Genomic DNA, 25,946 nt, shown 5'->3' with positions numbered 1-25,946 from the left:
TGACTCCATCGAGGGGTCGCACAACAGCGTTCGGCGTCGAAGACCACGCTCGGCGGACCACATATGCCACCATGGCCGCCGTTTCGGTAACCGAGGAGACGGGACGTCGGGGCAAGGTAACCGTCCCTCCGGGCCGACGGAGCGTCGTACCGGCCGAACGGTGCTCTTCGTCCCGGTCGGCAACGACGACATCGACCGCGCCGTGGAGTTCCCGAACACCACCGTATCCTCCACGCCGGGCCGGATCGAAGGCATGGCCAGATACCGCCTCAGCAGCAGGTTGGCCGGTTTCAAAGCCATGATGTTGCCGGGGAGTTAACGCGGAGACATGATCACTGCTCGTATCGACCTGATCACTCATCCAGGAGCCGAGAAGTGATACGCAGAACCGCTCTCCGCACCCTCACCACCGTCGCCGTGACCGCGGCTCTCGCCCTTCCGCTCACCCAGGGAGCCCAAGCGGTCACCCGGGTCGGTACCGCCCCGGCGCCCGCCGCCGTCCCCGCCACGATCAACGCGGACGACGGCAACCCCTTCCGTTGGATGGAACTGGACGGCCTACGGGCCGACTTCCGGTTCATGTGTCCCGCGGGCCACTGTGTGGGCTTCTGGTCCCTGGTCCTGACGGACGACATCGCGCGGCAGAGGTTCGAGGGCGGCAAGTTCTTCGTCTACGCCCCGGCCTCGGGTGAGTTCAGCTTCTTCCTCGACACGGACATCGCCGTGCGCACGGTGGACCACCCCGACCAGGTCCGCCTGGCCGACACCGAATTCCTCCGCTCCCACCCGCGCGTCGAGGTCCGCTACGGCGACCCCGACGACCCGGGCCGGGCCCGCGTCGTCGCTTCGGCGACGACGCTGATGTAGCGCCTGGTCGCCCGACCGGCCCACGCCGGGCGGCGACCGAGTCGCGCTGCCCGCCCGGCGCCACCACGGCCGTGACCGGCGACGAGCGCGCCGCACCGCCATCTCCCCTAGGGCGTGTCCTTTCGCCTCGAGGCGGCGCCCTTGTCGTGCTCTCGCACGCTCTCGTTCACGAACATCACCAAAGGGAGTTGTTGTTTTCATGTACAAACAGAGAAGATTCCTCACCTTCGCCACCGCTGGTGCAGTCATATGCACCGCCGCATTAATACCGACGGTCAGCCAGGCCGCAGGCAGCGGCGGCACGGAAGAGAAGCCCTACGCCACAACGCACGGCCTGACTGCGGAAGACGTCAAGAACATCAACGCACTCAACGAAAGCGCCCTGGCTCTGGGGCAACCCGGCAAGCCTCCGGGGGAATCGTCCCCGAGCGCCGACCCGTCCTTCCGGCCTCCCAGCCGTGCCGACGACAGGGTGACCCCTCCGGCCGAGCCGCTGGACAGGATGCCTGACGCGTACCAGGCCTACGGAGGCAGGGCCACCACGGTCATCAACAACTACATACGCAAGTGGCAGCAGTCCTACAGCCACCTCGACGGCAAGAAGCAGCAAATGACCGAGGGCCAGCGAGAGAAGCTGTCCTACGGCTGCGTCGGCGTCACCTGGGTCAATTCGGGTCCCTACCCGATGAACAAATTGGCGTTCGCGTTCTTCGACGAGAACAAGTACAAGAACGACCTCAAGAACGTCAGCCCCCGACCCGATGAAACGCGGGCAGAGTTCGAGGGGCGCATCGCCAAGGGCAGTTTCGACGAGGGGAAGGGCTTCAAGCGGGCGCGTGATGTGGCGTCCATCATGAACAAGGCCCTGGAAAACGCCCATGACGAGGGGACGTATCTCGACAATCTCAAGGCGGGGCTCACGAACAACAATGACGCTCTGCTCCACGAGGACAGCCGCTCGAACTTCTACTCCGCACTGAGGAACACACCGTCCTTCAAAGAAAGAGACGGAGGCAACTACGACCCGTCCAAGATGAAGGCAGTGATCTACTCGAAGCACTTCTGGAGCGGGCAGGACCAGCGGGGCTCCTCCGACAGGAGGAAGTACGGCGATCCGGCAGCCTTCCGTCCCGACCAGGGCACCGGCCTGGTCGACATGTCGGGAGACAGGAGTATCCCGCGCAGTCCCGCCAGGCCCGGCGAGAGTTGGGTCAATTTCGACTACGGCTGGTTCGGGGCCCAAACGGAAGCGGATGCCGAGAAGACGGTATGGACCCACGGCGACCACTATCACGCGCCCAATAGCGACCTGGGCCCCATGCACGTCTACGAGAGCAAGTTCCGGAACTGGTCCGCCGGGTACGCCGACTTCGACCGCGGAACCTACATGATCACGTTCATACCCAAGAACTGGAACACCGCCCCCGCCAAGGTGGAGCAGGGCTGGCCGTAACGGAACCGGGCGGGAGGACCGGGTCGCCCGGCCCTCCCGCACCACGGCCACACCGCGGATTGCGCGAGCACGGCAGCGGCATGCGAACTCGGGTGAGAGCGCGTGAGGCGGACGGCTCGGCAATCTCGGTTGAGATCGACCCGGCTATCAGCGACATTACGTCGTTAGGCCGGAGCATGACGAAGGCCCGAGGCGACTTCTCCTCGGGCCTTGTCCGCTCCTCCGCCGGGACCACCGCACCGTGACTGAACTGGAGCCATCCGTGGCCAACTCTTGGCAGACCACCCCCGACGCCCGTGTCGAGGATCGAAGCGGGCAGGACCATCCGGATGCCCCCGCGGCCTTCGACGACGCGGCGACTCGCCAGGCCCGCAACTCCGCCGCGTTCTGGACCGCGACCGGAAACGCCCGCGGCCACGAGGTGATCCGCCGGCGCGGCTTCCTCGCCGTGCTCGGCGACGAGCGCGCCGGGGCACGCATCCTGCTGCAGGAACCCGACCCCGACGCGCACGAGCTCGCCGAGCTGACCGAGCTGGCCGGCCGGCCGACCGGACCGGTGGATGTCGAGGATCCGTTCAGTTCCACCGACCTGAGTCACCTGGGCATGCGCAACTGGCAGATGCCGATCATGGTGCGCCCGCCCGGCCCCGTCCCCGCCCCCGCGATGGAGGTGGTCCGCGTCCGGCGGGCGCACGAGCTGCGGGCTGCCGAGGAGATCGTGATCGAGGGCTTCGGGCTGACCAGATTCACCCCCTACCGTCCCGGCGAGATGTTCCCCACGACGCTGACCGAGCAGCCAGGCGTGGATGTCTTTCTCGCCGTCCTCGACGGCGAGCCGGCCGGAGCCGGTGTCACCGTCGTCCACGACGGGTCCGGCAGCCACTACTGGGTCGGCACGGCGGCGGCGCACCGCTCCCGCGGCGTCGGACGGGCCGTCATGCTCGGCTCTCTGGCGCCCATGTCGAACCTTACGGTGACACTCACCGCCTCACGGCTCGGACGGCCGCTGTACGAGTCGCTGGGCTTCACCGCCGTCACCTCGTCGACCTGGTGGTCCTCACAATGACCACCATCGAACGCGGTGGCGCGGTGCGGGGCTGCGGGCAGTGGCGGGGCCATGTCCGAGTGCGTGAGGACGAGTGCGGGCGCGGTGTCGTCAGCACACGTGCCAGGTGCCCGGCCGGGTGGCTTAGGTCGAGCGGCAGGTAGGCGGCTCCGGTCTTGAGGACGGCAAGGACAGCGGTCGCCAGGTTGGTCGAGCGGGGCAGTGCGATGGCCGCTGCCTTGCCTCGTCCGACGCCTGTTGGCAGCCTTATGGAGCTCCGTGTAGGTGAGCCGGTCCTTACCCGATGCGACGGCCTCCCGGTGTGGCGTGGCGACCTCCTGGGCGGCGAAGAGGCCGGGGAGGTCGTGCCCTCCGGCGCCTGGCCGACCGGGCCCATCCACTCCACCAGTACCTTGTGCCGCTCCTCGGCGGTGAGCAGGTCGATGCCGCCGATCGTCTTGATGCGGCTTTACGTGTGGTCAGCACAGTGATGCCGCAGTAAATGCGTACATCTCGCCCTGGAAGCCGGAACGGTCCGCCGCAGGTCGCGACGATCACGGCCAGGGCTCCGTCGCAGTAAATCCGGTATTTACTGCGGCAGTTGTGAATACGTCTCCACGATCACACAACTGCCCGAATGTGGTTCTGCTGTGAGGGCTTGAGGGGAGGAGACTGTCAGTGCGCGACGCTGACCAGTCCTGGCGCCAGCATGTTTGGCTGGGTCATGCCCCCAGGTCCTCCGTCACGGGCAGGCACTCGGCGAGCAGGTCGACGACGTCGCGCCAGGCTCGCTGCGCGTGCCGTGGATGGTAGCCGACACCGGGGACCACGGGGTGGTCGACCGGCGGGTGGTGGAAGGCGTGCAAGGCGCCGCCATAGACCGCGAGGCGCCAGTCGACGCCCGCGGCCTGCATCTCAGCGGTGAACGCGTTTCGTTGCGCGGGCGGCATGATCGGGTCTTCCGATCCGACCCCGGCCCACACCGGGCAGCGGATGCGCGCTGCCTCGCCCGGTCGGCCCGTGGTAGTTGCGTTGACTGTCCCGATCGCGCGCAGGTTGACGCCGTCGCGCCCGAGTTCCAGCCCGACGGCGCCCCCGGTGCCGTAGCCGATGGCGGCGATCCGGTCGGGGTCGGTCCGGGGCTCGGTGCGCAACTCGTCGAGTGCCGCGTGGCCGATGCGCCGCATCCGGTCGGGATCAGCGAGCAGTGGCATGCAACGGGCCAGCATCTCCTCGGGGTCACCCAAATAGCGCCCGCCGTGAAGGTCGAAGGCCAGCGCTACATATCCCAGCTCGGCGAGAGCATCGGCCCGGCGGCGCTCGACGTCGCTGAGCCCCATGCCCTCTGGCCCGAGCAGTACTGCGGGCCGGCGGTCGACACCGGCCGGGAGCGCGAGGTGCCCGATCATCGTCAAACCGTCGGCCGGGTACTCGACCGTACGCGTCGTAATCGTCGTCATGAGACTGGACTGTAGTGATCGTCGAGCCCGGTCCGGCCGGTGTTCTGCCGCTGGCAGAACAGCGTAGGTGTCCCTCTGAAATACGGGACGGGCCCGGCGCTCAGGGTTTCAAGATCATCCCGTTGCCTCTTTGACGCGTATCTCGGTCACACCCCTGGATGGCTTGATCAGCACTTGGCCGATGATGCGACGGGGTCTCTGCGAGCGATCCTTCTTGAGCATCCCCCCAAGCCCTGTTACCGCTCCCTCGTCCTGATCCAGGCCCGCCAGCCAGGTGACCCCGCAGACCGGGCATTCCCTAGTCTGTATCCGGGAGGAGGCATCGCGGAGTGCGCGATCGTGTTGCTGGCGTCTTCAGTCGCGCGATCGGCATACGGTTGAGCAGAAGCGCGTATTCGACTTCGGGGCTTTCAACTTGGTGCCGCAGCTGGCGCAACGGCCTTGGTCGTCTGCATCGGGGGCGAGGAGATCGTTGAGTCGGCAGGTGAGCTGGTCCAGTGGCTCCGGGGTGTGGGTGCGGGGTTCGTTTGGCATCGGGAACGGGTGGTTGGGCAGGGTGCGGTAGTAGCGTTCTTCCTCGATCCAGCGGACGAGCGGGTCCGCGACGCCGGCGCCCTCGTATCGGTAGCCGGGTGCGGCTCGTGCGCGGACTTCGCGGATAAAGCGGCTGAAGTCCTGGGGGCCGCGAGCAGGTAGGGCCGATCCAGCTGGAGAGGGCTGATCCGGGCGGCGTCGACGAACGCCAGCACGTCGATCAGCTTCTTGCTGGGGACCGGCAGCTGATCGAAATCTTCCTCCGTCAGCACGGCGCGCGCGCCGTCCCGGTCGCCCCCCCGGGCCAGGTGCTCGTAGGCCACGACCTCGCCGCACACATCACAGACCCGATCCCGGCGCACACGACCGCCGTCTCGGTCGTGAACCTCCCGCAGCTTGACGTCGTGCTCCTCGATGACGGGCACCATCTGTACCGGTACGGACACCAACCCGAACCCGATCGCCCCTGACCACATGCTGTGCGGCATGCCTCCAGCCTGCGCCAGAAGACAGCCTTCCGCTGTGGGATCTCGGATCCCGTGGCCGAATCTCAGGTGCGGTGGCCAGCCCGTGGCCGACCGGCCACGGGCGTGAGCCTGCCTGCCCGGAGCCAGGCGGAGACGGGGATAGCGGTACTGGCGGGCGAACCGTCCGTACAACGGAGCTCCCGCTAGGAACCCGGCTGTGCGACCACCCCAGTCAGCCACCAAGCGACGATGAGCCCAGCTGGCGGGCGCGGTCCGCAGCTCGTACAGGTTCATCGGGATGCCCGTGGCCACCGTGTGGCTCCAGGCGATGCGCTCGTTGTGACCGATCTCGACGACGGGAACGCCCAGCAGGGAGGCGCCCGCGACGTTCAGTTCGCCGGGAATGGTCTGCTGGGACTGCCAGAAGCGGCGCCCGCCCTGCCACGGGTAGTGCGGGTTGCCGAGCAGCAGGCCCCGGCCGTTCGCCGTGGTGGAGCCCGCGAAGGCGACGGCGTTGGAACCCAAGTCGGCGTTCTGGCGGTCGAACGCCTTGCGGGCCGCCGCCGCGGCGTCCGGTGACGTGGCCGTGCGCGCCGCCGCGCCCGGCCACCGGCCCGCGGTGATGCCGTCCGCGGCGAGGCCCTGCCCGCCCAGCACGGTGATGGCGTAGCCGCGGCGCGCCACGTCCAGGGCGGTCACCGGAGTGACCCAGTCGGCGTCGCGGCACGCCGGGTCGGTGATCTTGTTCTGCTTCAGCCAGGCGTTGTACCCGGCCGCCCAGCCGCGCATCAGCTCCTGGCCTGCCGGCTGGGACCGGTCGGGGCGGGCCGCTCCAGGAGCTTCTCCACCGTCCTGGCGTCGTTCACCCCCCGGAAGTACAGATCGCTGGAGAGGTTGGTGGCGGCTGACGACAGCGAACCGTCGGGTGCGGCATCGGCGCCGAAGCGGCGCGAGCGCTCGCCGCGCAGGGTGACGAATCCGTCGGCGATGGCGCACACCTGGTCGGCGGCCTGGGCGTATCCGCTGCCGAAGCCCAGATTCGCGTAGTCCTTGGCGACGATGTGCGGAATGCCGTATTCGGTGTACCGCAGGGCGGCGGACAGGCCGCCGCCGGAGGGCCGTTCCGTGCGGTCGGTGGCGGCGGACGCCTGGGCCGGCAGACCGGCCGCGCCGGTCAGCAGGGCGAGTGCCGCCAAGGAGGCGCCGGTCAGAGCGCGCCGTCTGGAGCGTCGAGGCAACGTGACTCCCAATGCGACTCGTGGTGAGCGGAGTTGACAGCGGTGGGAAGGACGCCAGGAGTGGGTGTTCGAGTTGACTCCGGCCGCTACCGCGTCCCGCCGCCCCGCCTCACGGCCGGCTTCCGCCCCGCAGGTCCACGATCCGCTTGAGCTTGCCCACCGAGCGTTCGAGGGTTCCGGGGTCCACGATCTCCACGGCGACCGACACCCCGACGGCGTCCTTGACCCGCCCGGCGATCTCGACGGTGGCCGCCGCTCGCTGGTGCGGTGTCGCCTCCGGGCGCGCCTCGGCCCGTACGGTGAGGTGGTCCATCCGCCCCTCGCGGGTCAGCCGCAGCTGGAAGTGCGGGGCGACGCCGGCGACGCGCAGCACGATCTCCTCGATCTGCGCCGGGAAGAGATTGACGCCCCGCAGAATGATCATGTCGTCGCAGCGGCCGGTGATCCTCTCCATCCGGCGGAAGGCGGGACGCGCGGTGCCGGGCAGCAGCCGGGTGAGGTCGCGCGTCCGGTAGCGGACGACGGGCATGGCCTCCTTGGTGAGCGAGGTGAGGACGAGCTCGCCGTGGGCGCCCTCGGGCAGCACCTCGCCCGTGACCGGGTCCACGATCTCGGGGTAGAAGTGGTCCTCCCAGATGTGCGGCCCGTCCTTGGTCTCCACGCACTCCTGCGCCACACCCGGCCCCATGACCTCGGAGAGCCCGTATATGTCGACGGCGTCCAGGGCGAAGCGCTCCTCGATCTCCCGGCGCATCGCGTCGGTCCACGGTTCGGCGCCGAAGATGCCCACGCGCAGGGAGGTGGACCGGGGGTCGACGCCCTGGCGTTCGAACTCGTCGAGGAGGGTGAGCATGTAGGTGGGCGTGACCATGATGATCTTGGGGCGGAAGTCCTGGATCAGCCTGACCTGGCGCGCGGTCATGCCGCCGGAGGCGGGGATCACCGTGCAACCCAGCCGTTCGGCGCCGTAGTGCGCGCCCAGGCCGCCGGTGAACAGTCCGTAGCCGTAGGCCACGTGCACCTTGTGGCCCGGGCGGCCGCCGGCGGCCCTGATCGAGCGGGCCACGACGTCGGCCCAGGTGTCGAGGTCGCGCTCGGTGTAGCCGACCACGGTCGGGGTGCCGGTGGTGCCGCTGGAGGCGTGGAGGCGCCGCACCTCGTCCTGGGGGACGGCGAACATCCCGAAGGGGTAGTGGTCGCGCAGATCGGCCTTGGTGGTGAAGGGGAACCGGGCGAGGTCGGCCAGGGAGCGGCAGTCCTCGGGGCGCGTCCCGGCGGCGTCGAAGGACCGCCGGTAGAAGTCCACGTGTGCGTAGGCGTGCGCCAGCGTGGCCCGCAGACGGTCCAGCTGGAGCGCGGCGAGCTCCGCACCCGACATCCGCTCCGCCGCGTCCAGGAACATCCCGGGTCCCGCCATCGCCGCTCACCGCCCCGTCGACCGACCGATCATTCGGTAGTTGCTCGACGGTCACGTAATCAGCAGTCGGAACCGGGAGTCAAGACCTCCGCCTCACCTCCGCCGGCCACCGCCCGCGCCCAGCGGTAGTCCGCCTTGCCGCTGGGCGAACGCCGCACGCACGTCGTGAGGACGACGCTGCGCGGCACCTTGTAACCGGCCAGCCGGGTGCGGCAATGGGCCCGCACCTCGTCGAGCGTCAGCGCCGCCGCGCCCTCCCGCACCTGCACGACGGCCGCGACCCGCTGCCCCCACCGGGCGTCCGGGACGCCCGTGACCAGCGCGTCGTAGACATCGGGGTGGGCCTTCAGCACCTGCTCGACCTCCTCCGGATACACTTTCTCGCCACCGGTGTTGATGCACTGCGAGCCCCGCCCGAGGACCGTGATCACCCCGTCCGCGTCGGCCGTCGCCATGTCTCCGAGCAGCACCCACCGCTCGCCGCCCGCCCGGAAGAACGTCTCCGCCGTCTTCACCGGGTCGTTGTAGTAGCCCAGCGGGACGTGCCCGCGCTGCGCGACGCGTCCGGTGCCGCCGGGCGGCACGGGCCTGCGCGTCACCGGGTCGACCACGGCCGTACGCTCGTTGACCCGCAGCCGGAAGCCCCGGCCGCGGTCGTCCGTGGCGGTGCCGTTGAAGCCGGACTCCGAGGAACCGAAGTTGTTCAGCAGCGCCACCCGCGGCAGGAGCGCCGCGAACTGCTCCCGCACGGTGTCCGACAGGATGGCCCCCGAGCTGCTGACGCTCAGCAGCGACGAGCAGTCGGCGCCCCGCAGCGGCCCGGCCAGCGCGTCCACCAGTGGCCGCAGCATGGCGTCCCCGACCAGCGAGACGCTGGTGACCCGCTCCCGGGCGACCGTGCGCACCACGTCCTCGGGCGTGAACCCGCGGTGCAGCACGACCTTCTGGCCGAAGTCGAAGGCGATGAAGGCGGTGAGCGTGGAGGTGCCGTGCATCAGCGGCGCCGTGGGGAAGAACACCAGTCCCTCGCCGCCCGCCGCGACCCGCTCCGCCAGCTCCTCCGGCCGCCCGACCGGCTTCCCGGTGGGCGCCCCGCCGCCGAGTCCCGAGAAGAACAGGTCCTCCTGCCGCCACACCACACCCTTGGGCATGCCGGTGGTGCCCCCGGTGTAGATGATGATCCGGTCGTCGCCGGACCGGGGCCCGAAGTCGCGCCAGGGCGCGCCGGACGCCTCGGCCTCCGCGAAGGGTACGGGCGCGATGCCGGGCTCGGGCTCGCCCTCGGTGGCGGCACCGACGCGGATCAGGTGGCGCAGCGTGCGCCCGGCCGCGGGCAGGGCCGCGGCCACCCTCCCGGTGAACCCGCCGTCGAAGACCAGGCACACCAGGTCGGCGTCCCGGTAGAGGTAGGCGAGCTCGCCCTCCACATAGCGATAGTTGACGTTGACCGGCACGGCCCGGATCTTCAGGCAGGCCCAGAGCGTCTGGAGGTACTCGACCCCGTTGTACAGGTGCAGCCCGACGTGCTCACCGGGCCGGACGCCGGCCGTGCGGAGGTGGTGGGCCAGCCGGTTGGCCGCCGCGTCGAGCTCCGCGTACGTCAGCCGCCGCTCGGCCCCGGTGCCGGGCAGGTCGCGGTGGACGAGTGCCTCGCGCCCGGGCACGGTGTCGGCGATCGACTCGAAGAGGTCGGCAAGGTTGACGTCCACGTGTCCTCCTGCGCGGGGAACCGGGGGGCTCGGCGGTCATTAGAGCGCCGGGGACGGTGGGGGGGAAGGGAGTCCGCCAAGAAATCTGACGGCAAGTCAGAAAACCTCTTGAAGTGCGCGCACCCCTCCGCCACCCTGTTCTCTCGTCGCCGGACCGGCGGACGGAGGGAGACCCCATGAGCGGGACCGAACACCTCACCATCGAACGCGCCGGCGCCACCCTCGTCCTCACCCTCGACCGGCCCGAGGCGAGGAACGCCCTCTCCCCGGCCATGCTGGTCGGCCTCCACGACGGCTGGGCCGAGGCCGACGCGGACGACACCGTCCGCTCCATCGTGCTCACCGGCGCGGGCGGCGCCTTCTGCTCCGGCATGGACCTCAAGACGCTCGCCGGCCGCGGCACGGCCGGCGACCCCTGCCGCGAGCGGCTCACGGCCGACCCCGACCTCCACTGGAAGGCCATGCTCCGCCACCACCGGCCACGCAAACCCGTCATCGCCGCCGTCGAGGGCCCCTGCGTCGCCGGCGGCACCGAGATCCTCCAGGGCACCGACCTGCGCATCGCCGGCGAAAGCGCCACCTTCGGCCTCTTCGAGGTGCGCCGCGGCCTCTTCCCCGTCGGCGGCTCCACCGTCCGCCTCGCCCGCCAGATCCCCCGCACCCACGCCCTGGAGATGCTGCTCACCGGCCGCCCGTACACCGCACGCGAAGCCGAGCGCATCGGCCTCATCGGCCATGTCGTACCCGACGGCACCGCCCTGGAACGGGCCCTGGAGACCGCCGAGCTCATCAACGCCAACGGCCCCCTCGCCGTCGAGGCCGTCAAGGCGTGCGCCTACGACACCGCCGGCCTGAGCGAGGCCGACGGCCTCGCGCTCGAACTCGAACGCGGCATGCGCGTCTTCGACACCGCCGACGCCAAGGAAGGCACCCGCGCCTTCGCGGAGAAGCGGCCGCCCGTCTTCCGGCGCGCCTGACACGAGGGAGAACCATCGGCCATGCCGGACATCCGCACCGCACCCATGGTGGTCGAATTCCCCTTCACCCGCTCCCTCGGCCCCGTGCAGAGCGCCTTCCTCACCGGCCTGCGCGAGCGGGTCGTCCTCGGCGTCCGCACCGGCGACGGCCGCGTGCTCGTACCACCCGTGGAGTACGACCCCGCCACCGCCGAGGACATCCACGAGCTCGTCGAGGTCGCCGCCACCGGCACGGTCACCACCTGGGCCTGGAACCCCACCCCCTGCCGCGGCCAGCCCCTGAGCACCCCCTTCGCCTGGGTCCTGGTCCGCCTCGACGGTGCCGACACCGCCCTCCTCCACGCCCTCGACGCCCCCGGCGCCGACGCCGTACGCACCGGCATGCGAGTACGGATCCGCTGGGCCCCCGAACGCACCGGCGCGATCACCGACATCGCCTGCTTCGAGCCCCACGACAGCCCGGCCACCGGCCGGACCGCCACTCCGCACGACGGCGCCTTCCCCGACCCCGTCACCCGCATCACCACCCCCGCCCGCCTGGACTACACCTACACACCCGGCCGTGCCCAGAGCCGGCACCTCGACGCCCTCGCCGGCCGCCGCATCGTCGGCGAGCGCTGCCCGGACTGCCGCAAGGTCTACGTACCGCCCCGCGGCGCCTGCCCCACCTGCGGGGTCGCCACCGGCGAACAGGTCGACGTCGGCCCGCGCGGCACCGTCACCACCTACTGCGTCGTCAACATCAAGGCGAAGAGCGCCACCATCGACGTCCCTTACGTCTACGCCCACATCGCCCTCGACGGCGCCGGCCTCGCCCTCCACGGCCGCATCGCCGGCCTTCCCTACGACCAGGTCCGCATGGGCCTGCGCGTCGAACCCGTCTGGACCGAGGGCGCCCGCCACCCCGACCACTACCGGCCCACCGGCGAGCCCGACGCCGACTACGACACGTACAAGGAGCTGCTGTGACGCGGTATCCCAGGGACGTGGCGATCGTCGCCTTCGCCCGGAGCGGGCACCGCCGCACCGCGGGGACGTCCGAGACCGAGATGCTGCTGCCCGTCCTGACCGAGGTCCTCCGGCAGGCCGGACTGCGGCCCGGGCAGGCGGACTTCACCTGCTCCGGATCGAGCGACTACCTCGCCGGCCGGCCCTTCTCCTTCACCATGACGCTCGACGCCGTCGGGGCCTGGCCGCCCATCACCGAGTCCCACGTGGAGATGGACGGCGCCTGGGCGCTGTACGAGGCGTGGGTGAAGATCCTCACCGGTGAGGCGGACACCGCCCTCGTCCACGCCTACGGCACTCCCTCGGCCGGCGACCTCCGCGACGTCCTCACCCGCCAGCTCGACCCCTACTACACCGCCCCCCTGTGGCCCGACCCCGCTTCCCTGGCCGGACTCCAGGCCCGGGCGCTCCTCGACGCGGGCGGGACCGACGAGGCCGCCCTCGCCGCCGACCACCCCGACCCGTACGCGCGACCGCACGGCCCGGTGCCGGACGGCGATGGCCCGCCCACCGGCGACGGCGCCGCGGCCGTCGTCATCGCCGCCGGGGACACCGCCCGCCGCATGTGCGCCCGGCCCGCCTGGATCCGCGGCATCGACCACCGCATCGAGGCGCACGCACTGGGCGTACGCGACCTGACCGACTCACCGTCCACCCGGCTGGCCGCCGAGCGCGCCGGAGCCTTCGACGCGGCCGCCGACGCGGCCGAACTCCACGCCCCGTTCCCCTCGCAGGAGGTGATCCTGCGCAGGGCGCTCCGACTGCACGACGACGTGCTCGTCACCCCCTCGGCCGGCGCACCGGCCGGGAACCCGCTCATGGCAGCGGGCCTGATCCGCCTCGGCGAGGCGGCCGCCCGCATCCACCGGGGCGAGGCCGACAGGGTCCTGGCCCACGCGACGTCGGGGCCGTGCCTCCAACAGAACCTCGTCGCGGTACTCGAAGGCGAGCGGTCGAGCGTCCGGGCCCGCACCGGACCGGACAGCCGGAACCCCCAGGAGGAGACCCGGTGAGCAAGGAGCCCGTGGCCGTCGTCGGCATCGGCCAGACCCGGCACGCCGCCGCCCGGCGGGACGTCTCGATCGCCGGACTCGTCCGCGAGGCCGCCCGGCGCGCGCTCGCCGACGCGGAGCTGACCTGGGCCGACGTCGACGCCATCGTCATCGGCAAGGCCCCCGACTTCTTCGAGGGCGTGATGATGCCCGAGCTCTACCTCGCCGACGCCCTCGGCGCGGTCGGCAAACCGATCCTGCGCGTGCACACCGCCGGCTCCGTCGGCGGCTCGACCGCCCTCGTGGCCGCGGACCTCGTCGCCGCCCGCGTCCGGCGCACGGTCCTGGCCCTGGCCTTCGAGAAGCAGTCCGAGTCCAACGCCATGTGGGCCCTGTCCCTGCCCGTCCCCTTCCAGCAGCCCCTCCTCGCCGGCGCCGGCGGCTTCTTCGCCCCGCACGTACGGGCCTACATGCGCCGTACCGGCGCACCCGACGGCATCGGCGCCCTCGTCGCCTACAAGGACCGCCGCAACGCCCTCAAGAACCCCTGGGCACACCTCCACGAGCCGGACATCACCCTGGAGAAGGTGCGCTCCTCACCCATGCTGTGGGACCCGATCCGCTACTCCGAGACCTGCCCCTCCTCCGACGGCGCCTGCGCCCTGGTCCTCACCGACCGTACGGGCGCCGCCCGTTCGCCGCACCCGCCCGCCTGGGTGCACGGCGGGGCCATGCGCAGCGAACCGACGCTCTTCGCCGGCAAGGACTTCGTCTCGCCGCGCGCCGGCCGGGACTGCGCGGCCGACGTCTACCGCCAGGCCGGGATCACCGATCCACGCCGGGAGATCGACGCCGTCGAGCTGTACGTGCCGTTCAGCTGGTACGAGCCGATGTGGCTGGAGAACCTCGGCTTCGCGGCCGAGGGGGAGGGCTGGAAGCTCACCGAGTCGGGGGCCACCGCACTGGACGGCGACCTGCCCGTGAACCCCTCCGGCGGGGTCCTCTCCACCAACCCCATCGGCGCCTCCGGCCTGATCCGCTTCGCCGAGGCGGCACTGCAGGTGCGCGGCCGGGCGGGCGAGCACCAGATCGAGGGCGCTGCCAAGGCCCTCGGCCACGCCTACGGAGGAGGGGCGCAGTTCTTCTCCATGTGGCTGGTGGGAAGCGAACCACCCGTCTCCTGACGGCCGATGACGCGGCCTGTCCGGCGCCCGCCGCGGTCGCTAGGGTGGTGCCGGGACGACGAGCCGGGAGGAGCTAAGACGTGGCGGAGAGCACGACTGAACGACTGGTGGGCGATGCGACGCCCGACCTCGACCTCGCGAACGCCGCCTGGCAGTCCGGCACCCAGGGGATCGGCGACGTCCAGATCGCCTTCGTCGAGGGCTTCATCGCCATGCGCCACGGCCGCCGCCCGGACCGGCCGGCCCTGGTCTTCACCCCCGCGGAGTGGCGCGCTTTCGTACTCGGCGCCCGCGAGGGCGAGTTCGACCTGACGTAACGGCCGGACGATCCAGCCCGTCCGGGGGCACCTCCCAGCGGTAGCCGGGGGAGTTCGAGGACCGGGGCCCGGGCGGAGTCCCGGAATGACGTCAGACCGCGGCCACGCCCTCGGTCAAGAGCTCCGCGTGATAGCGACGCGCAACCCCGGGGTGCGCCCGCAGCCACCCCTTGATCTCATTGCGCCCGTACTCCGCGAACAGCGGATTCGCGGAGTCCTGGGTGACGCCCGGGGCCCGGTCGGCGTGGGCGAAGGGCACGGGCTCGATGCGGGCGTCCAGCCGCGGGTTGTAGAAGAACGGCACGGAGTAGCGCTCCCGGTTGCCGGGCGGGCTGACCACCCGGTGGTTGGTCGCCTTGAGGTAGCCGTTGGTGGCCACCTCCAGCAGCTCGCCGAGGTTGACCACGAACGCGCCGGGCACCGGCGGCACATCCATGAACGCGCCGTCGGGGCCCTCCACCTGGAGCCCGCCGACCTCGTCCTGGAGCAGCAGCGTCAGGAACCCGTAGTCCTTGTGGGCTCCCACGCCCTGCGCGGCGCCGTCCGGCGCGCTACCGGGGTAGCGGACGAGCTTGAGGTGCAGGTGGGGGCGGTCGGCGAAGGCGTCGTCGTAGAAGCCGGCCGGAGCGCCGATGGCCGCCAGCAGTTCGTGCAACAGCCGCTGGGCGACCGAGCTGAGCCTGTCGATCCAGTGCAGGGCGGCGGTCCGGAGCTCGGGGAGGGCGGCCGGCCACTGGTTGGGGCCCTCCAGCCACCAGTAACCGGGCTCGTCCGCGCCGGGTGCGCGCGGGGCGCGCTCGGCGCCGATGTCGATCTGGTCGCGCCAGTCGCGGTTGCCACCGGTCCGCTCGTCACCGATGCGGGTGTAGCCGCGGAAATGCGGCGAGTTGAGGTTGCTGATGGACAGCCGCTCCGCCTCCGGCAGGGCGAAGAACGCCCGGAGGGTGCGCATCAGATCGGCGGTCTCGGCCTCGGTGACGCCGTGGCCGGTCAGGTGGAAGAACCCGACGTCGCGCGCGGCGGAGTGCAGCTCCTCGTGGAAGCGGGCACGGGCGGTGGGGTCACCGGCGGCGGCGGAGAGGTCGAGGACGGGAAGCTTGTTGCTCATGAGATGTCCACAGCGTGAGGGCCCGGAATTCCGTACGGCGGTGCGCCGGACGGCCCGCACCGCTCAGCAGGGTGTGCGGCAGGACGGGGACCGGGAAGCGGCAGGAAAGACAGAAAGAAACGGAAAAAAATCCGAAACAAACGCGCGAACCACTGCCGGACAGAGGGGCAGGGCGCGATGAGGGTCAGCCGTGGCGTCGACAGGACATGCTGGTGACGCGGAGGAGGTCCACGTGGCGGCGTTTCACGAGCATGGTCACCTCGTCATCGTATACGACCCGGCTCCGGACCGTCCGCCCGCGGGTCCCCGGACAGGGGAATCCCCCTCCCTCGGGGCCCGTGCACCCGAGGAAGGGGGAGTTCCGGCGAGCCGGCGCTATGACCGTCAGTGGCCGTGGTTCCCGTCCCACCCGTGGTCACCGTTGTGGTGGTCACCCTTGTGGTGGCCACCGTCATGGCGACCACCGTCGTGACGATCACCGTCGTGGCCCTTGTGGCCGCGGTAGTGGTGGTCGTGGTGGTGGTTGTGGACAGACCCGAGGTCGCGGTTGCCCGAGCCGTTGCCAGACAGGATCGGGATCTCGTCGAGGATGTGCGACAGCGGGTCGTCGCCGTCGTTGATCGTCGAGTTGTCGGTGCAGGTCTGCTGCTGCTGCGACGTGAGGATCGGGATGTCCTGGATGCCGATGTTGATCAGCGCGAGGATGGACTGGATGCCGATCTTCCCGATACCGATGCACGGCTTGTTGAGCGTGCCCTGGATCAGGCTCATCTGCGGGCTCTGCTTGCCCCCGGTCTTGGTGTTGCCGTAGCCGGTCTTCGCGGCGTTGCCATTGGCGACGTCCTGGCTGTTGTCGATCGCCATCGCGGGGCCGGCTACGGTGCCGACCGCGGAAGCCGTCAGGGCGGCCGTGGCGAGTACCTTCTTGAGCACGTCTGTGCCTTTCGATCGATTAGCGCCTCTTCTCAGGGAAGCGAACTGAGTAACTCGACCCCATTTGCAGAAGTTTCGGGCATTCACTCATTTGCGCCATTGTGCCGCCGGTAGGAAAATCGCCCGGAGTGTCGGGGGGCTATCGATGGATATTTCCGATATGGCCGCGCAATCGGGTGACACAACCGGAAATGCGGCTTTCCGGCTGGTAGCGTGCTGCGTGCGGCGTATCGTGAGCCGTCGGCCCGCCCGGAGAGTGCCCCCACAAGCCGCGTCCGGGCGGGCTTTCGCCGCCCACCCGGGCTCGCGTCGGCGGGCCCGGGTCAGCGGCGCCCCCGCTCGGGCGCGAAGGGCACTCCCGTCGCCCGGCCGCGCAGGCCGACCGCCAGGGACTCGCCCAGGAAGCTGACGCCGATGGTCAGCTGGACGGGCCGCGCGTCCTCGTGCATGCCCGCCTTCGCGGCGAGGAAGCCGTAACCGGCCATGAGCGCCACCGAGCCCGCCATGACGAGGAAGGTCCGGCCGGTGTAGCGCTGCCACAGGACGCCGTCCCGCTCGAAGACCGTGATGGTCACGCCCCGCACCGCGCCGAGCGCCACGCCCAGGACCGCGCCCAGGGTCACCCACGTCAGGTCGGCCGCCGTCGGGTCCGCCTTGACCAGTGAGGAGATGCCGATGCCGGTGAGGACGAGCGGCGTCACCAGCAGGTCGCGGGCGTTGAGCGGCTCTCCCCTCAGTCGCTTGATCACGACGACGATCACCACTGCGGCGATGACCGCCGCGAGCAGCCAGCCCTTCATTCCGCCCCGCCTCCCCGATATGGCACAGCAGTGCCATCACTATGTGGCACGGTCGTGCCAAAAAGATATTAGCGCGGGCGTGCTATAAAACCAACATGCCGAAGATCGTGGACCCGCGAGCCCGCCGCCGGGCGGTGGCCGAAGCCGTTCTCCGCGTCGTGAGCCGGGACGGCCTGGAAGCCGCCTCGCTGCGCAACGTCGCCGACGAGGCCGGACTTGCCATCGGCTCGATCCGCCACTACTTCAGCGACCACGACGAGCTGGTGATCTTCGCCATGGAGGAGCTCGTACGCCGCATCGACCACAGGGTCCGCGCGCACATCGACTACCTCCTCGCCCCCGGCCCCGACGGCGACCTCCGGGCCCGCGCCGAGGAACTCCTCACCGAGTTCCTCCCGCTGGACGAGGCGCGCCACGAGGAGGCCGTCCTGTGGACCGCCTTCGCCACCGCCGCCCGCGTCCGCCCCGGACTGCGCCCGCTGGCCGTCCACTTGCAGGAGAACCAGCTGGCCCTGATGGAGAGGGTGCTGCGCGGCGGGCAGCAGGCCGGCGGACTGCGCGCCGACCTCGATCCCGACACCGAGAGCCGCCGGTTGTCCGCCCTCGTCGAAGGGCTCTCCTTCCAGGCCGTACTCCGCCCGGACCACTACCCGCCGCGGGAGCTGCGGCGCCTGCTCCTCCACCACCTGGAGACGCTCCGGGCACCGGCATAGGCGGTGTCCGGTGGCTGCGGGCCGTCTCTGCCGCCTGCGGCGGCGGGCGCCCTGCGGGCGCGTCCTCAAGCGCCGGACGGGCTTGATTTCGCTGGGCTCAGCCGATGTCAGCCCGTCCGGCGATTGAGGACACCGCCGCGCAGCGGTGGTGCGCACGCCCCGCCCCGCAGCGCCCGCTCGCAGTTCCCCCAGCTACCGCTGGGGGTGCCCCCAACGGGCTTGATTGCGGCTGAGCCCAGCCGCTTTCAGCCCGTCCGGCGTTTGAGGACGCATGGCCCGCCGGACACAGCCCGGCAGCGCCGCGTCGTCGCTCTCCCCGGCGTCACACGACGGCGGCGGGCACGTACGATGTGGGCATGTCGTTCCTCCGCCGCCGCAGCGCAACGCCCATCGGGCCGGACTTCGACGTCCTCGCCATGGACCCGGGGGACTGGCCGGGTGACCTCGGGGCCGGGCTGCTGCCCGCTCCCGACGGCAGCTGCCAGGGCGTCTTCCTCCGCTATGACCTGTTCGGCGGGCGCGGCCCAGCGATGATCATCGGCAATCTGCCCGAGGGATCCCCCGCGCGCGAGGTCGACGAGGGACAGGTGCCCTTCGAGGTGACCCAGCTGCTCGCGGCGCTCGGCAACGAGGAGCCCGTCCACGTGCTGGACACCGAGGACATCCCCGTCATGCACGAGGACAACCTCCTCATCGTGCGGCGCGTGAAGTGCTCCGAGGGCCGCATCTCCTGCACCCAGTTCGACCGTAGCGACGGCGTCCTCGTCACCATCGCCAGCTGGGACCGGCCCATCACCGACGAGCTCTACCAGCTCCTCAAGCCGCTGCCCGCCGAGATGTTCCAGCAGGTCTGACACCCCGCACACCCCGGAGCCCGGTACGGACCGCCGTACCGGGCTCCTCGCACGTCCGGCCCTACCGGTTCGACGGGCGTACGGTCACGTCGGCGGCCCTGACGAAGGCCACCCGGTGCCCGAACTGGATCTCGTAGTAGACGTCCTTGCCCCGGACCACCTTGTGACCCGCCGGATCGAAGGTCTTCGCCCACAGGTATTCGCTCGTCAGCCGCTGGCCCACCACGTACCGCTGCCCGGCGAGAAGCTTGTACGGCAGCGGCGTCACGGCCTGCACCGGCACCTCCGCCGGATACGCCTCCTTCTCCGGATACGCCCGCCCGTACACCGGCACGTCACCAGCGTCGTCCTTCGGGGTGACCACCGGCCCGTAGGCGTTCACCGCGGTCGGCTCCCACCAGGGGTTCCGGAACCACGCCTTCTGCCCCAGATACCAGATCGCCGTCCACGAACCCTGCCGGTCGGCGAGCGCGAACTGCTGGCCGGTGGAGGCGCGGGCGCCCGTGTCGTTGACGTCGGTCGTCGACGCGCCGCCGTCCGGGTGCAGCCCGATGTCCCTCACCAGCGGGGCCCTCTCGCTGGGCGCGGTGTACAGCCGGACCGCGCCGGACCCGTGGGCGTCGCACGGCTTCGCCGGCTCGGTGCAGCCGGTGTAGGCCGGGGTATGGGTGTCGTAGTCGGGCCGGATGGTGACCAGACCGCCGAAGAAACCGCCGGTCGGCCGGACGGGCTTGCCCATCAGCTCGAAGTAGTGCGCCCAGTCCCAGTACGGGCCCGGGTCGGTGTGCATGCCCCGGATGGTCCCCGGCGTCGTACCCGGGACGTTGTCATGGCCGAGGATGTGCTGCCGGTCCAGCGGGATCTTCAGCTTCTCCGCCAGATGCCGCACCAGCCGCGCCGAGGTGCGGTACATCTCCTCCGTGTACCAGGCGTCCGGCTGGGCGAGGAACCCCTCGTGCTCGATGCCGACCGACTTGGCGTTGACGTACCAGTTGCCCGCGTGCCAGGCGACGTCCTTGGTGGGCACGTGCTGCGCGATGTGCCCGTCCGCCGAGCGCACGGTGTAGTTCCAGGAGACGTACGTCGGATCCTTGATCAGCTTGATCGTCGTCTCCCACGAGCCCTCCGTGTCGTGGATGACGATGAAGTCGGCCTTCTGCCCCGTGGGCCGGCTGCCGAGGTCGTGGTTGCCGTAGTCGGCGCCCTCCAGCTGCTGGTACGGCGCGGGGATCGACTCGCACGCCACCGAGGCGGGACACTCGACGCCGTCGTCCGCGGTCGCCGGGAGCGCCAGCCGCCGCACCTGATCGGTACGGGGCGACAGGCCGGGGTCCTCCGGGAGGGCGACCTGCTGGCCCGCGTCGGTGACGCGCCGCTCGCCGGCGCGCATCACGTCGTAGACATCCCGGGCGAAGGTGGCCGCCGTGGCGCTGTCCGAGGAGCCCGGATAGCTCGCCACCGCGCCGTACCACTCGGCCGGATCATCGCTCAGGGGCAGGCCCAGGCGCTTCTGCGCGGCGGCGAGCAGGGCCGCACCGCCCCGGACATTGGCCGCGGGATCCCGGCGCAGCGCCGCGGGGGACAGGCCGGAGAGCTCCGCGGCCCGCTCCAGGCTGCGCAGCCGCGCCGGAAGCTCATCGGGCGTCGGCAGAGGGGCGGTACGGGTGGACCGGGCGCCCGTGAACGGCCGGGCGCCGTCGCCGCGCGGGTCCTCCCGGCTGTCGCCGTGGTGCGGGGCCGCGGCCAGGGCGGTGCCGGCGTCGGTCAGGTGCATCGGGCCGTATCCGCCGGTGACGCTGGGTGTGCCGCCGTGGGAGTCCCAGCGCGACTGAAGGTAGGAGACGCCCAGCAGCACGCTCTGCGGGACGTGGTACTTCGCCGAGGCGTCCGCGAACGCCTGCTGGAGCGCACCGGAGCTCGGCTGCCCGGCCGTCGCCGTCGGCGCGGCCGCGATGAGGGGCGCGACCAAGGTGGCCGCGGCGACGGCGACCGCCACCCGGCGCGTACGGCGACTTCTTCGTGGCGTTCTCGGGGGACTGGTCCGGGGTTCGGGGGCGGATCCTCGCAATGCGGCCTCCTCGGGACGGCAGTGCCACGCGCTGGGATGGTCGGTGCGCGATCGGGCGTGCGGGACCGGACGTACCAGAGGTATCCGCTGGATGACGATCCGTCAATCAAGCTCACCCCCTTGGCACCGCGCATGTCAGCGTGCGCGCCGAGAGAAGCACTCGTACGAAGTTTCGAGGAGGGTGGGGCGTGGGGCCGTACCGGTGACACGGCGACGCGCCGCGCTGGGGGCGCGGCGCGTCGGGGCGGACCGGCCGACGGTCAGCGGGTGCCGACCGCGGCCCGTACCGCGCGCCTGGCGAGCGCGCAGTCGTCGTGCAGCCGGCGCAGCAGCAGCCGCTGCTCCTCGCCGGACTCCGTGGTGCCCGGCACCGACGGCGCCGGATCGTGCATGGCCCGCTGCACCGCCGTCTCGTACGTACGGATCTCGCGGGTGAGGACGAGCATCAGATTCACCAGAAAGGCGTCACGGGAGACCGGGCCCGCGGCCTGGGCGTGCTGGCTGATCTGGCGCCGCGCCACGGGGGCGTCACCGAGGACGGTCCACAGGGTGGCCAGGTCGTACCCCGGGAGATACCAGCCGGCCTGGTCCCAGTCGACCAGCACCGGCCCGGCGGGGGAGAGGAGGATGTTGGGGAGCAGCGCGTCGCCGTGGCAGAACTGCCCCTGCACATGGGCCAGCCCGTGCAGCAGCTTCTGGAGGTCGCCCAGATCGCGGTCGGTGAGCAGGCCGAGCTCGTGATAGCGGGCGATGCGCTTGCCGTAGTCGAGCGGCATGTCGAACATGCCGGCCGGGGGCCGCCAGAGGTTGACCCGGCAGATCGCGCCCAGCGCCGCCCGGACGTCCGCCCGGGGCGGGGTGTCCGTGGGATGGCGCCGGGCTGCCGCCGGGCGGCCCGGCATCCGCTCGATGACCAGGGTGCAGTTGTCGGGATCCGCGGCGATCAGCCTGGGCACCCGCACCGGGGGGCGGTGCCGGACGAACGCCCGGTATGTAGCTATTTCATGGCGGAACCGCTCGGCCCATGCGGGGGAGTGGTCCAGTAAACATTTGGCCACGGCCGTGCTGCGGCCGGTGGACCCGACCAGCAGCACCGAGCGCCCGCTGTGCTTCAGCACCTGGACGGGGTTGAACTCCGGGCAGATGCGGTGCACCGCGGCGATCGCCGTGCGCAGCTGCGCGCCCTGGGGGCCGGACAAGTCGATTCTCCCGCTGAGCGGTTGGCCACCGATCCCCGGCGCCCGCCGGGCCCGTCCGCCCCCGAAGGCAGCTCCCGCGGCATGGGAGGGGTCGAGGTACGGGCCGCCGCCGGCGTGCTGCGGACGGAGCGGCCGGGGCGGGGCGGACACGGAGGACGAGGCTGCATACATGAGCGGAACAGATCCCTTCGTGTGCCGGCGAATGGCGGCGCTCCCCCGGTCCCCCGGCAGCGGTGCACCCTGGGGAATGCGGTCCGGCGGCCGGGTGGCCGGGGTGGCGCGTTCCTACATCACACCCACCCGCGGGTGGCACACCATCTGGCGCACCCTGGCGAACCCTGGCGAATACTCGCTTGGCCCATGACGGGCCGATACCTTCAAGTCAGCCGAGAACCTGGGGGCTTGACGTGACAAGGGAACCCAACACCCGCCTGGCGGACCTCTTCGGCCTGGCCGGCTGGTCCAAGGGCGAACTCGCGAGACTCGTGAACCGGCAGGCGGCCGTCATGGGCCATCCGCAGCTGGCGACCGACACCTCGCGGGTGCGGCGTTGGATCGACATGGGGGAGTCACCCCGCGATCCCGTGCCCAAGGTGCTGGCAGCCCTCTTCACCGAGCGACTCGGTCGTGTCGTGACCATCGAGGACCTCGGGTTCGGCCGGAGAGGGCGTGCGGGTAAGGGCAGGTCCGCGGACGGACTGCCCTGGCCGCCCGAACGGACTGCCGCGGTCCTCACCGAATTCACGGGAATGGACCTCATGCTCAACCGACGCGGCTTGGTGGGCGCGGGCGCCGCGCTCGCCGCAGGCTCAGCACTCAGCAGCGCGATGCGCGACTGGCTGCACTCCGATCCGGTTCTCGCCTCCGACGCCCCCCGTTTCGACGACCTGCGGATGGACACCGCACACGCCGACCCCGCCGGGCTCGACCGCTATGAAGCGGCGCCCGTGGGATCCACCGAGATCGATGCCCTGGAGCACTCGGTCGAGGTCTTCCGCCGCTGGGACGCCGCCCGCGGTGGCGGGCTGCAGCGCAAGGCGGTGGTCGGCCAGCTCAACGAGGTGGGCGGGATGCTCGCCTACCACCACCCCGAACACCTCCAGCGCCGGCTGTGGGGGGTCGCCGCGAATCTCGCGGTGCTCGCCGGCTGGATGTCCCACGACGTGGGACTGGAACCCACCGCGCAGAAGTACTTCGTCATCGCCGCGCACGCGGCCCGCGAGGGCGGCGACCGGCCACGGGCCGGGGAGGCGCTCTCGCGCGCCGCCCGGCAGATGGTCCATCTCGGCCGCCCGGACGACGCTCTCGACCTGATGAAGCTCGCCAAGTCCGGCTCGGGCGAGGAGACCCTGCCGCGCACCCGGGCCATGCTGTGCACGATCGAGGCGTGGGCGCAGGCGTCGATGGGCCGTGGCCAGGCCATGCGGCGGACCCTCGGCGAGGCCGAGGAGCTGTTCATCTCGGACAAGGGCGATGTGCCGCCGCCGAGCTGGATGCAGAAGTTCGACGAGATGGAACTGCACGGCATGCAGGCCCTCGCCTACCGCACGCTCGCGGAGCACGACCCGCGGGCCGCGTCCGTCGCCCAGCAGCACGCCAAGGAGGCTCTGGCGCTCCGGGGCAACGACACGCTGCGGTCGATGATCTTCGACTACATCTCCATGGCGTCGGCGTGCTTCATCGGCAACGACCCCGAGCAGGCCGACACCTATGCCCGGCTGGCGCTGGTGTCGATCGGCGAGACCTCCTCGCATCGCACCTGGGACCGGCTGCGCGAGATGTACCGGCTGACCGGGAAGTACGCGGGCTATCCCCGGATCGAGACCCTGCGGGAGGAGATCGAGCGGGCGCTGCCCAAGGGGCCGAGGAACACGGCCAAGGGCGGTGCGGGCAAGGGCGGAAGCGCGGTGGTGTGAGGGCCCCGTGCGGGCCCTCGATCACCGTCCGGGCAGGGCGGCTCCGCAGGTCTCTCCGAATGCCTCCGGGAACGCCCGCGGCTTCGTGAGCTCTCCCTCGGGACCCTCAGCTCTCCCTCGGGACCTCAGGAAGCCGGATACCTCAGGAGGGGACCCGGGCGACCAGCACGCAGGCGTCGTCCTCGCGCTCCATGGCTCCGAACTCCTCCAGCACGGCCCGTACACAGTCCTGGGCGTTCCTGGCCGCGGCGATCCGCGGTGCGAAGTCCAGCAGCCGCTCGGTGTCCGTGTCGATGCCCGGCTCGGCGCTGTGCGGCACCAGGCCCTCGGTGTGCAGGAGGAGGACGTCCCCCGGTTCCAGGGGCTCCTCCGCCTGTGCGTAGGTGACGTCCGAGACGGCTCCGAGGAGGAGCCCCTCGGGCGGCTGGAGCGCCCGGCCCCGTCCGGCACGGAAGAGGACCGGGGCGGGGTGGCCGGCCTGCGACCAGCTGAGGACGCGGCGGACGGGGTCGTACCGGCAGCAGACCGCGCTGCCCAGGGCGGGCTGCGCGGAGGCGTCGAGGAGGTGGTTGAGCCAGCCCATCAACGGCCCCGGCTCGGCGCCCGTGATGGCCATGCCGCGTAGCGCGCCGAGCAGCATGGCCATGGTCGAGGTGGCGGTCACACCGTGTCCGGTGAGGCCGCCGACGCTCAGCAGCGTCCGCCCGTCGGGCAATTGGAGGGCGTCGAACCAGTCGCCGCCGATGAGGGCGCTGCTGGCGGACGGGAGGTAGTGCGCGGCGAGGTCGAGGTTGCCGCGGGAGCCGGCCGGGCCGCCGGTGCTCTGCGGGAAGCGCAGGGAGCCGCGCCACGGCGGCAGCACGGCTTCCTGGAGCTCGACCGCCAGCCGGTGTTCGGTGCGCGCGACGTGCCGTTGGTGGTGCAGCGAGTCACGCGACTCGTGCACCGCCCGCCGGCCGCGCCGCTCCGCGGTGACGTCACGTAAGACGGCCCACATGGAGGCCGTGGCGCCGTCGGTGTCGAGCACCGGCTGCCCCATCATGTGCACGGTGCGCGTGGCGCCGTCGCCGCGCACGATGCGGAACTCCCCGTCGATCGGCTTGCCGTCCACCAGGCAGTCGGTGACCAGCGCGGTCAGCAGCGCTCTGTCCTCCTCCAAGAGGCAGGAGGGGAGCTCGTCGAGGGTCAGTGCCCCGTCCTCGGGCCGCCGGCCGAAGAGCTCGAAGAGTTCATCCGACCAGGTGACGTGGTCATTGAGGAAATTCCACTCGGCGCTGCCGGCCCGGCCGGGCGCTGCCGCGTCCTGACCGGCGTCCAGGGTGCCCGCCGGGGCGACGGGAGCGGCCGGGGCGGCGGGCGCCTCGTCCGGGTCGGTGCCGCCGGGCAAGCCCTCACGGAGCTGGCCGAGGTGCTCACCGAGATTGTCGAGGTGGTGCACGGCGAGGTCGCACAGGGCGCGCTGCCAGCGCAGCTGCGGATCCTCCGACAGCTCTTCACCCGCCGTCTCACGGCGCACGGCGTCGACGCCACCGCGCAACCGCCGGGTCTGGGAAATGAGCGCGTCGACCGTGCCGTGCTCGGGTGGCCGAGCGTCGGAACGATCCGCGTGCAGAGGGGACGGCATGTCGTACTCCGATACCGGCGCGGCGCGGCCGGCTCCTGGGTCCGGGGAAAGGGCCGGTAACGA

At 71.3% G+C, this 25,946-nt stretch carries 23 protein-coding genes and 1 pseudogene; 12 read left to right on the top strand and 12 right to left on the bottom strand.

Annotated features, from left to right (window positions below):
• Positions 1–160: 160 nt before the first annotated feature.
• The 4 genes from J7E86_RS18470 to J7E86_RS18455 all read left to right on the top strand — a co-directional run bounded on the left by J7E86_RS18470 (position 161) and on the right by J7E86_RS18455 (position 3,386).
• Positions 161–319 carry a hypothetical protein gene (locus tag J7E86_RS18470; RefSeq protein ID WP_215082802.1) on the top strand — a complete coding sequence of 53 codons (159 nt, stop codon included), beginning with the start codon at positions 161–163 and terminating at the stop codon, positions 317–319.
• A 56-nt stretch (positions 320–375) separates the two neighbouring features.
• Positions 376–867 (top strand): hypothetical protein, encoded by a 492-nt coding sequence (locus tag J7E86_RS18465; RefSeq protein WP_215082801.1) that lies wholly within the window; start codon positions 376–378, stop codon positions 865–867.
• A 199-nt stretch (positions 868–1,066) separates the two neighbouring features.
• Positions 1,067–2,320 carry a protein-glutamine gamma-glutamyltransferase gene (locus tag J7E86_RS18460; protein WP_215082800.1) on the top strand — a complete coding sequence of 418 codons (1,254 nt, stop codon included), beginning with the start codon at positions 1,067–1,069 and terminating at the stop codon, positions 2,318–2,320.
• Positions 2,321–2,561: 241 nt separating this feature from the next.
• Positions 2,562–3,386 (top strand): GNAT family N-acetyltransferase, encoded by an 825-nt coding sequence (locus tag J7E86_RS18455; RefSeq protein WP_215082799.1) that lies wholly within the window; start codon positions 2,562–2,564, stop codon positions 3,384–3,386.
• A gap of 701 nt (positions 3,387–4,087) precedes the next feature.
• On the opposite strand, the gene J7E86_RS18450 is transcribed toward J7E86_RS18455, so the two are convergent.
• The 5 genes and pseudogenes from J7E86_RS18450 to J7E86_RS18430 all read right to left on the bottom strand — a co-directional run bounded on the left by J7E86_RS18450 (position 4,088) and on the right by J7E86_RS18430 (position 10,190).
• Positions 4,088–4,825 carry a dienelactone hydrolase family protein gene (locus J7E86_RS18450; protein ID WP_215082798.1) on the bottom strand — a complete coding sequence of 246 codons (738 nt, stop codon included), beginning with the start codon at positions 4,823–4,825 and terminating at the stop codon, positions 4,088–4,090.
• A 410-nt stretch (positions 4,826–5,235) separates the two neighbouring features.
• Positions 5,236–5,835 carry a Ku protein gene (locus J7E86_RS31150; RefSeq protein ID WP_285439719.1) on the bottom strand — a complete coding sequence of 200 codons (600 nt, stop codon included), beginning with the start codon at positions 5,833–5,835 and terminating at the stop codon, positions 5,236–5,238.
• A gap of 252 nt (positions 5,836–6,087) precedes the next feature.
• Positions 6,088–7,064, bottom strand: a pseudogene (locus J7E86_RS18440) (penicillin acylase family protein); the annotation flags it as partial.
• A 109-nt stretch (positions 7,065–7,173) separates the two neighbouring features.
• Entirely contained in the window at positions 7,174–8,481 is a 1,308-nt protein-coding gene (gene paaK, locus J7E86_RS18435) for a phenylacetate--CoA ligase PaaK (protein WP_215082797.1), read from the bottom strand.
• A gap of 59 nt (positions 8,482–8,540) precedes the next feature.
• Positions 8,541–10,190, bottom strand: a complete 1,650-nt coding sequence (locus J7E86_RS18430; RefSeq protein ID WP_215082796.1) for an acyl-CoA synthetase — start codon at positions 10,188–10,190, stop codon at positions 8,541–8,543.
• Between the two features lie 176 nt (positions 10,191–10,366).
• Here J7E86_RS18430 and J7E86_RS18425 point away from each other — a divergent pair, with 176 nt between their 5' ends.
• The 5 genes from J7E86_RS18425 (at position 10,367) to J7E86_RS18405 (ending at position 14,668) form a co-directional block, all read left to right on the top strand.
• Positions 10,367–11,167, top strand: a complete 801-nt coding sequence (locus J7E86_RS18425; protein ID WP_215082795.1) for a crotonase/enoyl-CoA hydratase family protein — start codon at positions 10,367–10,369, stop codon at positions 11,165–11,167.
• A 21-nt stretch (positions 11,168–11,188) separates the two neighbouring features.
• Complete coding sequence (locus J7E86_RS18420) at positions 11,189–12,136, top strand: Zn-ribbon domain-containing OB-fold protein (protein WP_215082794.1); 948 nt, start codon at positions 11,189–11,191, stop codon at positions 12,134–12,136.
• A complete protein-coding gene (locus tag J7E86_RS18415) occupies positions 12,133–13,188 on the top strand; it encodes a lipid-transfer protein (protein WP_215082793.1) in 1,056 nt (351 codons plus the stop codon). Before J7E86_RS18420 ends, J7E86_RS18415 begins: the two co-directional genes overlap by 4 nt.
• Positions 13,185–14,351: a thiolase domain-containing protein gene (locus J7E86_RS18410; RefSeq protein WP_215082792.1), complete on the top strand. Its 1,167-nt coding sequence runs from the start codon at positions 13,185–13,187 to the stop codon at positions 14,349–14,351. The genes J7E86_RS18415 and J7E86_RS18410 overlap by 4 nt, the downstream gene beginning before the upstream one ends.
• A gap of 80 nt (positions 14,352–14,431) precedes the next feature.
• Positions 14,432–14,668: a DUF397 domain-containing protein gene (locus J7E86_RS18405; protein WP_215082791.1), complete on the top strand. Its 237-nt coding sequence runs from the start codon at positions 14,432–14,434 to the stop codon at positions 14,666–14,668.
• 91 nt (positions 14,669–14,759) lie between these two features.
• Here the strand turns inward: J7E86_RS18405 and J7E86_RS18400 are convergent, their stop codons facing one another.
• The 4 genes from J7E86_RS18400 to J7E86_RS18390 form a co-directional block, all read right to left on the bottom strand.
• Positions 14,760–15,776, bottom strand: a complete 1,017-nt coding sequence (locus tag J7E86_RS18400) for an isopenicillin N synthase family oxygenase (protein ID WP_215082790.1) — start codon at positions 15,774–15,776, stop codon at positions 14,760–14,762.
• A gap of 184 nt (positions 15,777–15,960) precedes the next feature.
• Positions 15,961–16,035, bottom strand: coding sequence for a putative leader peptide (locus J7E86_RS32065; protein ID WP_374223821.1), 75 nt, complete (start codon positions 16,033–16,035; stop codon positions 15,961–15,963).
• Positions 16,036–16,160: 125 nt separating this feature from the next.
• A complete protein-coding gene (locus J7E86_RS18395) occupies positions 16,161–16,709 on the bottom strand; it encodes a rodlin (RefSeq protein WP_308312634.1) in 549 nt (182 codons plus the stop codon).
• Between the two features lie 323 nt (positions 16,710–17,032).
• Complete coding sequence (locus J7E86_RS18390; RefSeq protein ID WP_215082789.1) at positions 17,033–17,509, bottom strand: DUF1453 family protein; 477 nt, start codon at positions 17,507–17,509, stop codon at positions 17,033–17,035.
• 95 nt (positions 17,510–17,604) lie between these two features.
• Between J7E86_RS18390 and J7E86_RS18385 the strand changes: the two genes are divergently transcribed.
• Both J7E86_RS18385 and J7E86_RS18380 read left to right on the top strand, forming a co-directional pair.
• Positions 17,605–18,222 carry a TetR/AcrR family transcriptional regulator gene (locus J7E86_RS18385; protein ID WP_215082788.1) on the top strand — a complete coding sequence of 206 codons (618 nt, stop codon included), beginning with the start codon at positions 17,605–17,607 and terminating at the stop codon, positions 18,220–18,222.
• A 356-nt stretch (positions 18,223–18,578) separates the two neighbouring features.
• Positions 18,579–19,076, top strand: a complete 498-nt coding sequence (locus J7E86_RS18380) for a hypothetical protein (protein WP_215082787.1) — start codon at positions 18,579–18,581, stop codon at positions 19,074–19,076.
• A gap of 61 nt (positions 19,077–19,137) precedes the next feature.
• Here J7E86_RS18380 and J7E86_RS18375 read toward each other — a convergent pair whose 3' ends face one another.
• Together J7E86_RS18375 and J7E86_RS18370 are read right to left on the bottom strand one after the other, a co-directional pair.
• Positions 19,138–21,144 carry an N-acetylmuramoyl-L-alanine amidase gene (locus J7E86_RS18375; protein ID WP_215082786.1) on the bottom strand — a complete coding sequence of 669 codons (2,007 nt, stop codon included), beginning with the start codon at positions 21,142–21,144 and terminating at the stop codon, positions 19,138–19,140.
• A 260-nt stretch (positions 21,145–21,404) separates the two neighbouring features.
• Complete coding sequence (locus J7E86_RS18370) at positions 21,405–22,514, bottom strand: aminoglycoside phosphotransferase family protein (RefSeq protein WP_215082785.1); 1,110 nt, start codon at positions 22,512–22,514, stop codon at positions 21,405–21,407.
• Positions 22,515–22,750: 236 nt separating this feature from the next.
• Between J7E86_RS18370 and J7E86_RS18365 the strand changes: the two genes are divergently transcribed.
• Entirely contained in the window at positions 22,751–24,259 is a 1,509-nt protein-coding gene (locus J7E86_RS18365) for a hypothetical protein (protein WP_215082784.1), read from the top strand.
• A 142-nt stretch (positions 24,260–24,401) separates the two neighbouring features.
• Here the strand turns inward: J7E86_RS18365 and J7E86_RS18360 are convergent, their stop codons facing one another.
• Positions 24,402–25,883, bottom strand: coding sequence for a PP2C family protein-serine/threonine phosphatase (locus tag J7E86_RS18360; RefSeq protein WP_215082783.1), 1,482 nt, complete (start codon positions 25,881–25,883; stop codon positions 24,402–24,404).
• Between the last annotated feature and the right edge of the window lie 63 nt (positions 25,884–25,946).

The sequence above is a fragment of the Streptomyces sp. ISL-11 genome (assembly GCF_018614525.1).
GTDB lineage: Bacteria > Actinomycetota > Actinomycetes > Streptomycetales > Streptomycetaceae > Streptomyces.
The sequence above is the reverse complement of the archived record's forward strand: the minus strand, read 5'-3'. Positions and strand labels throughout refer to the sequence as shown.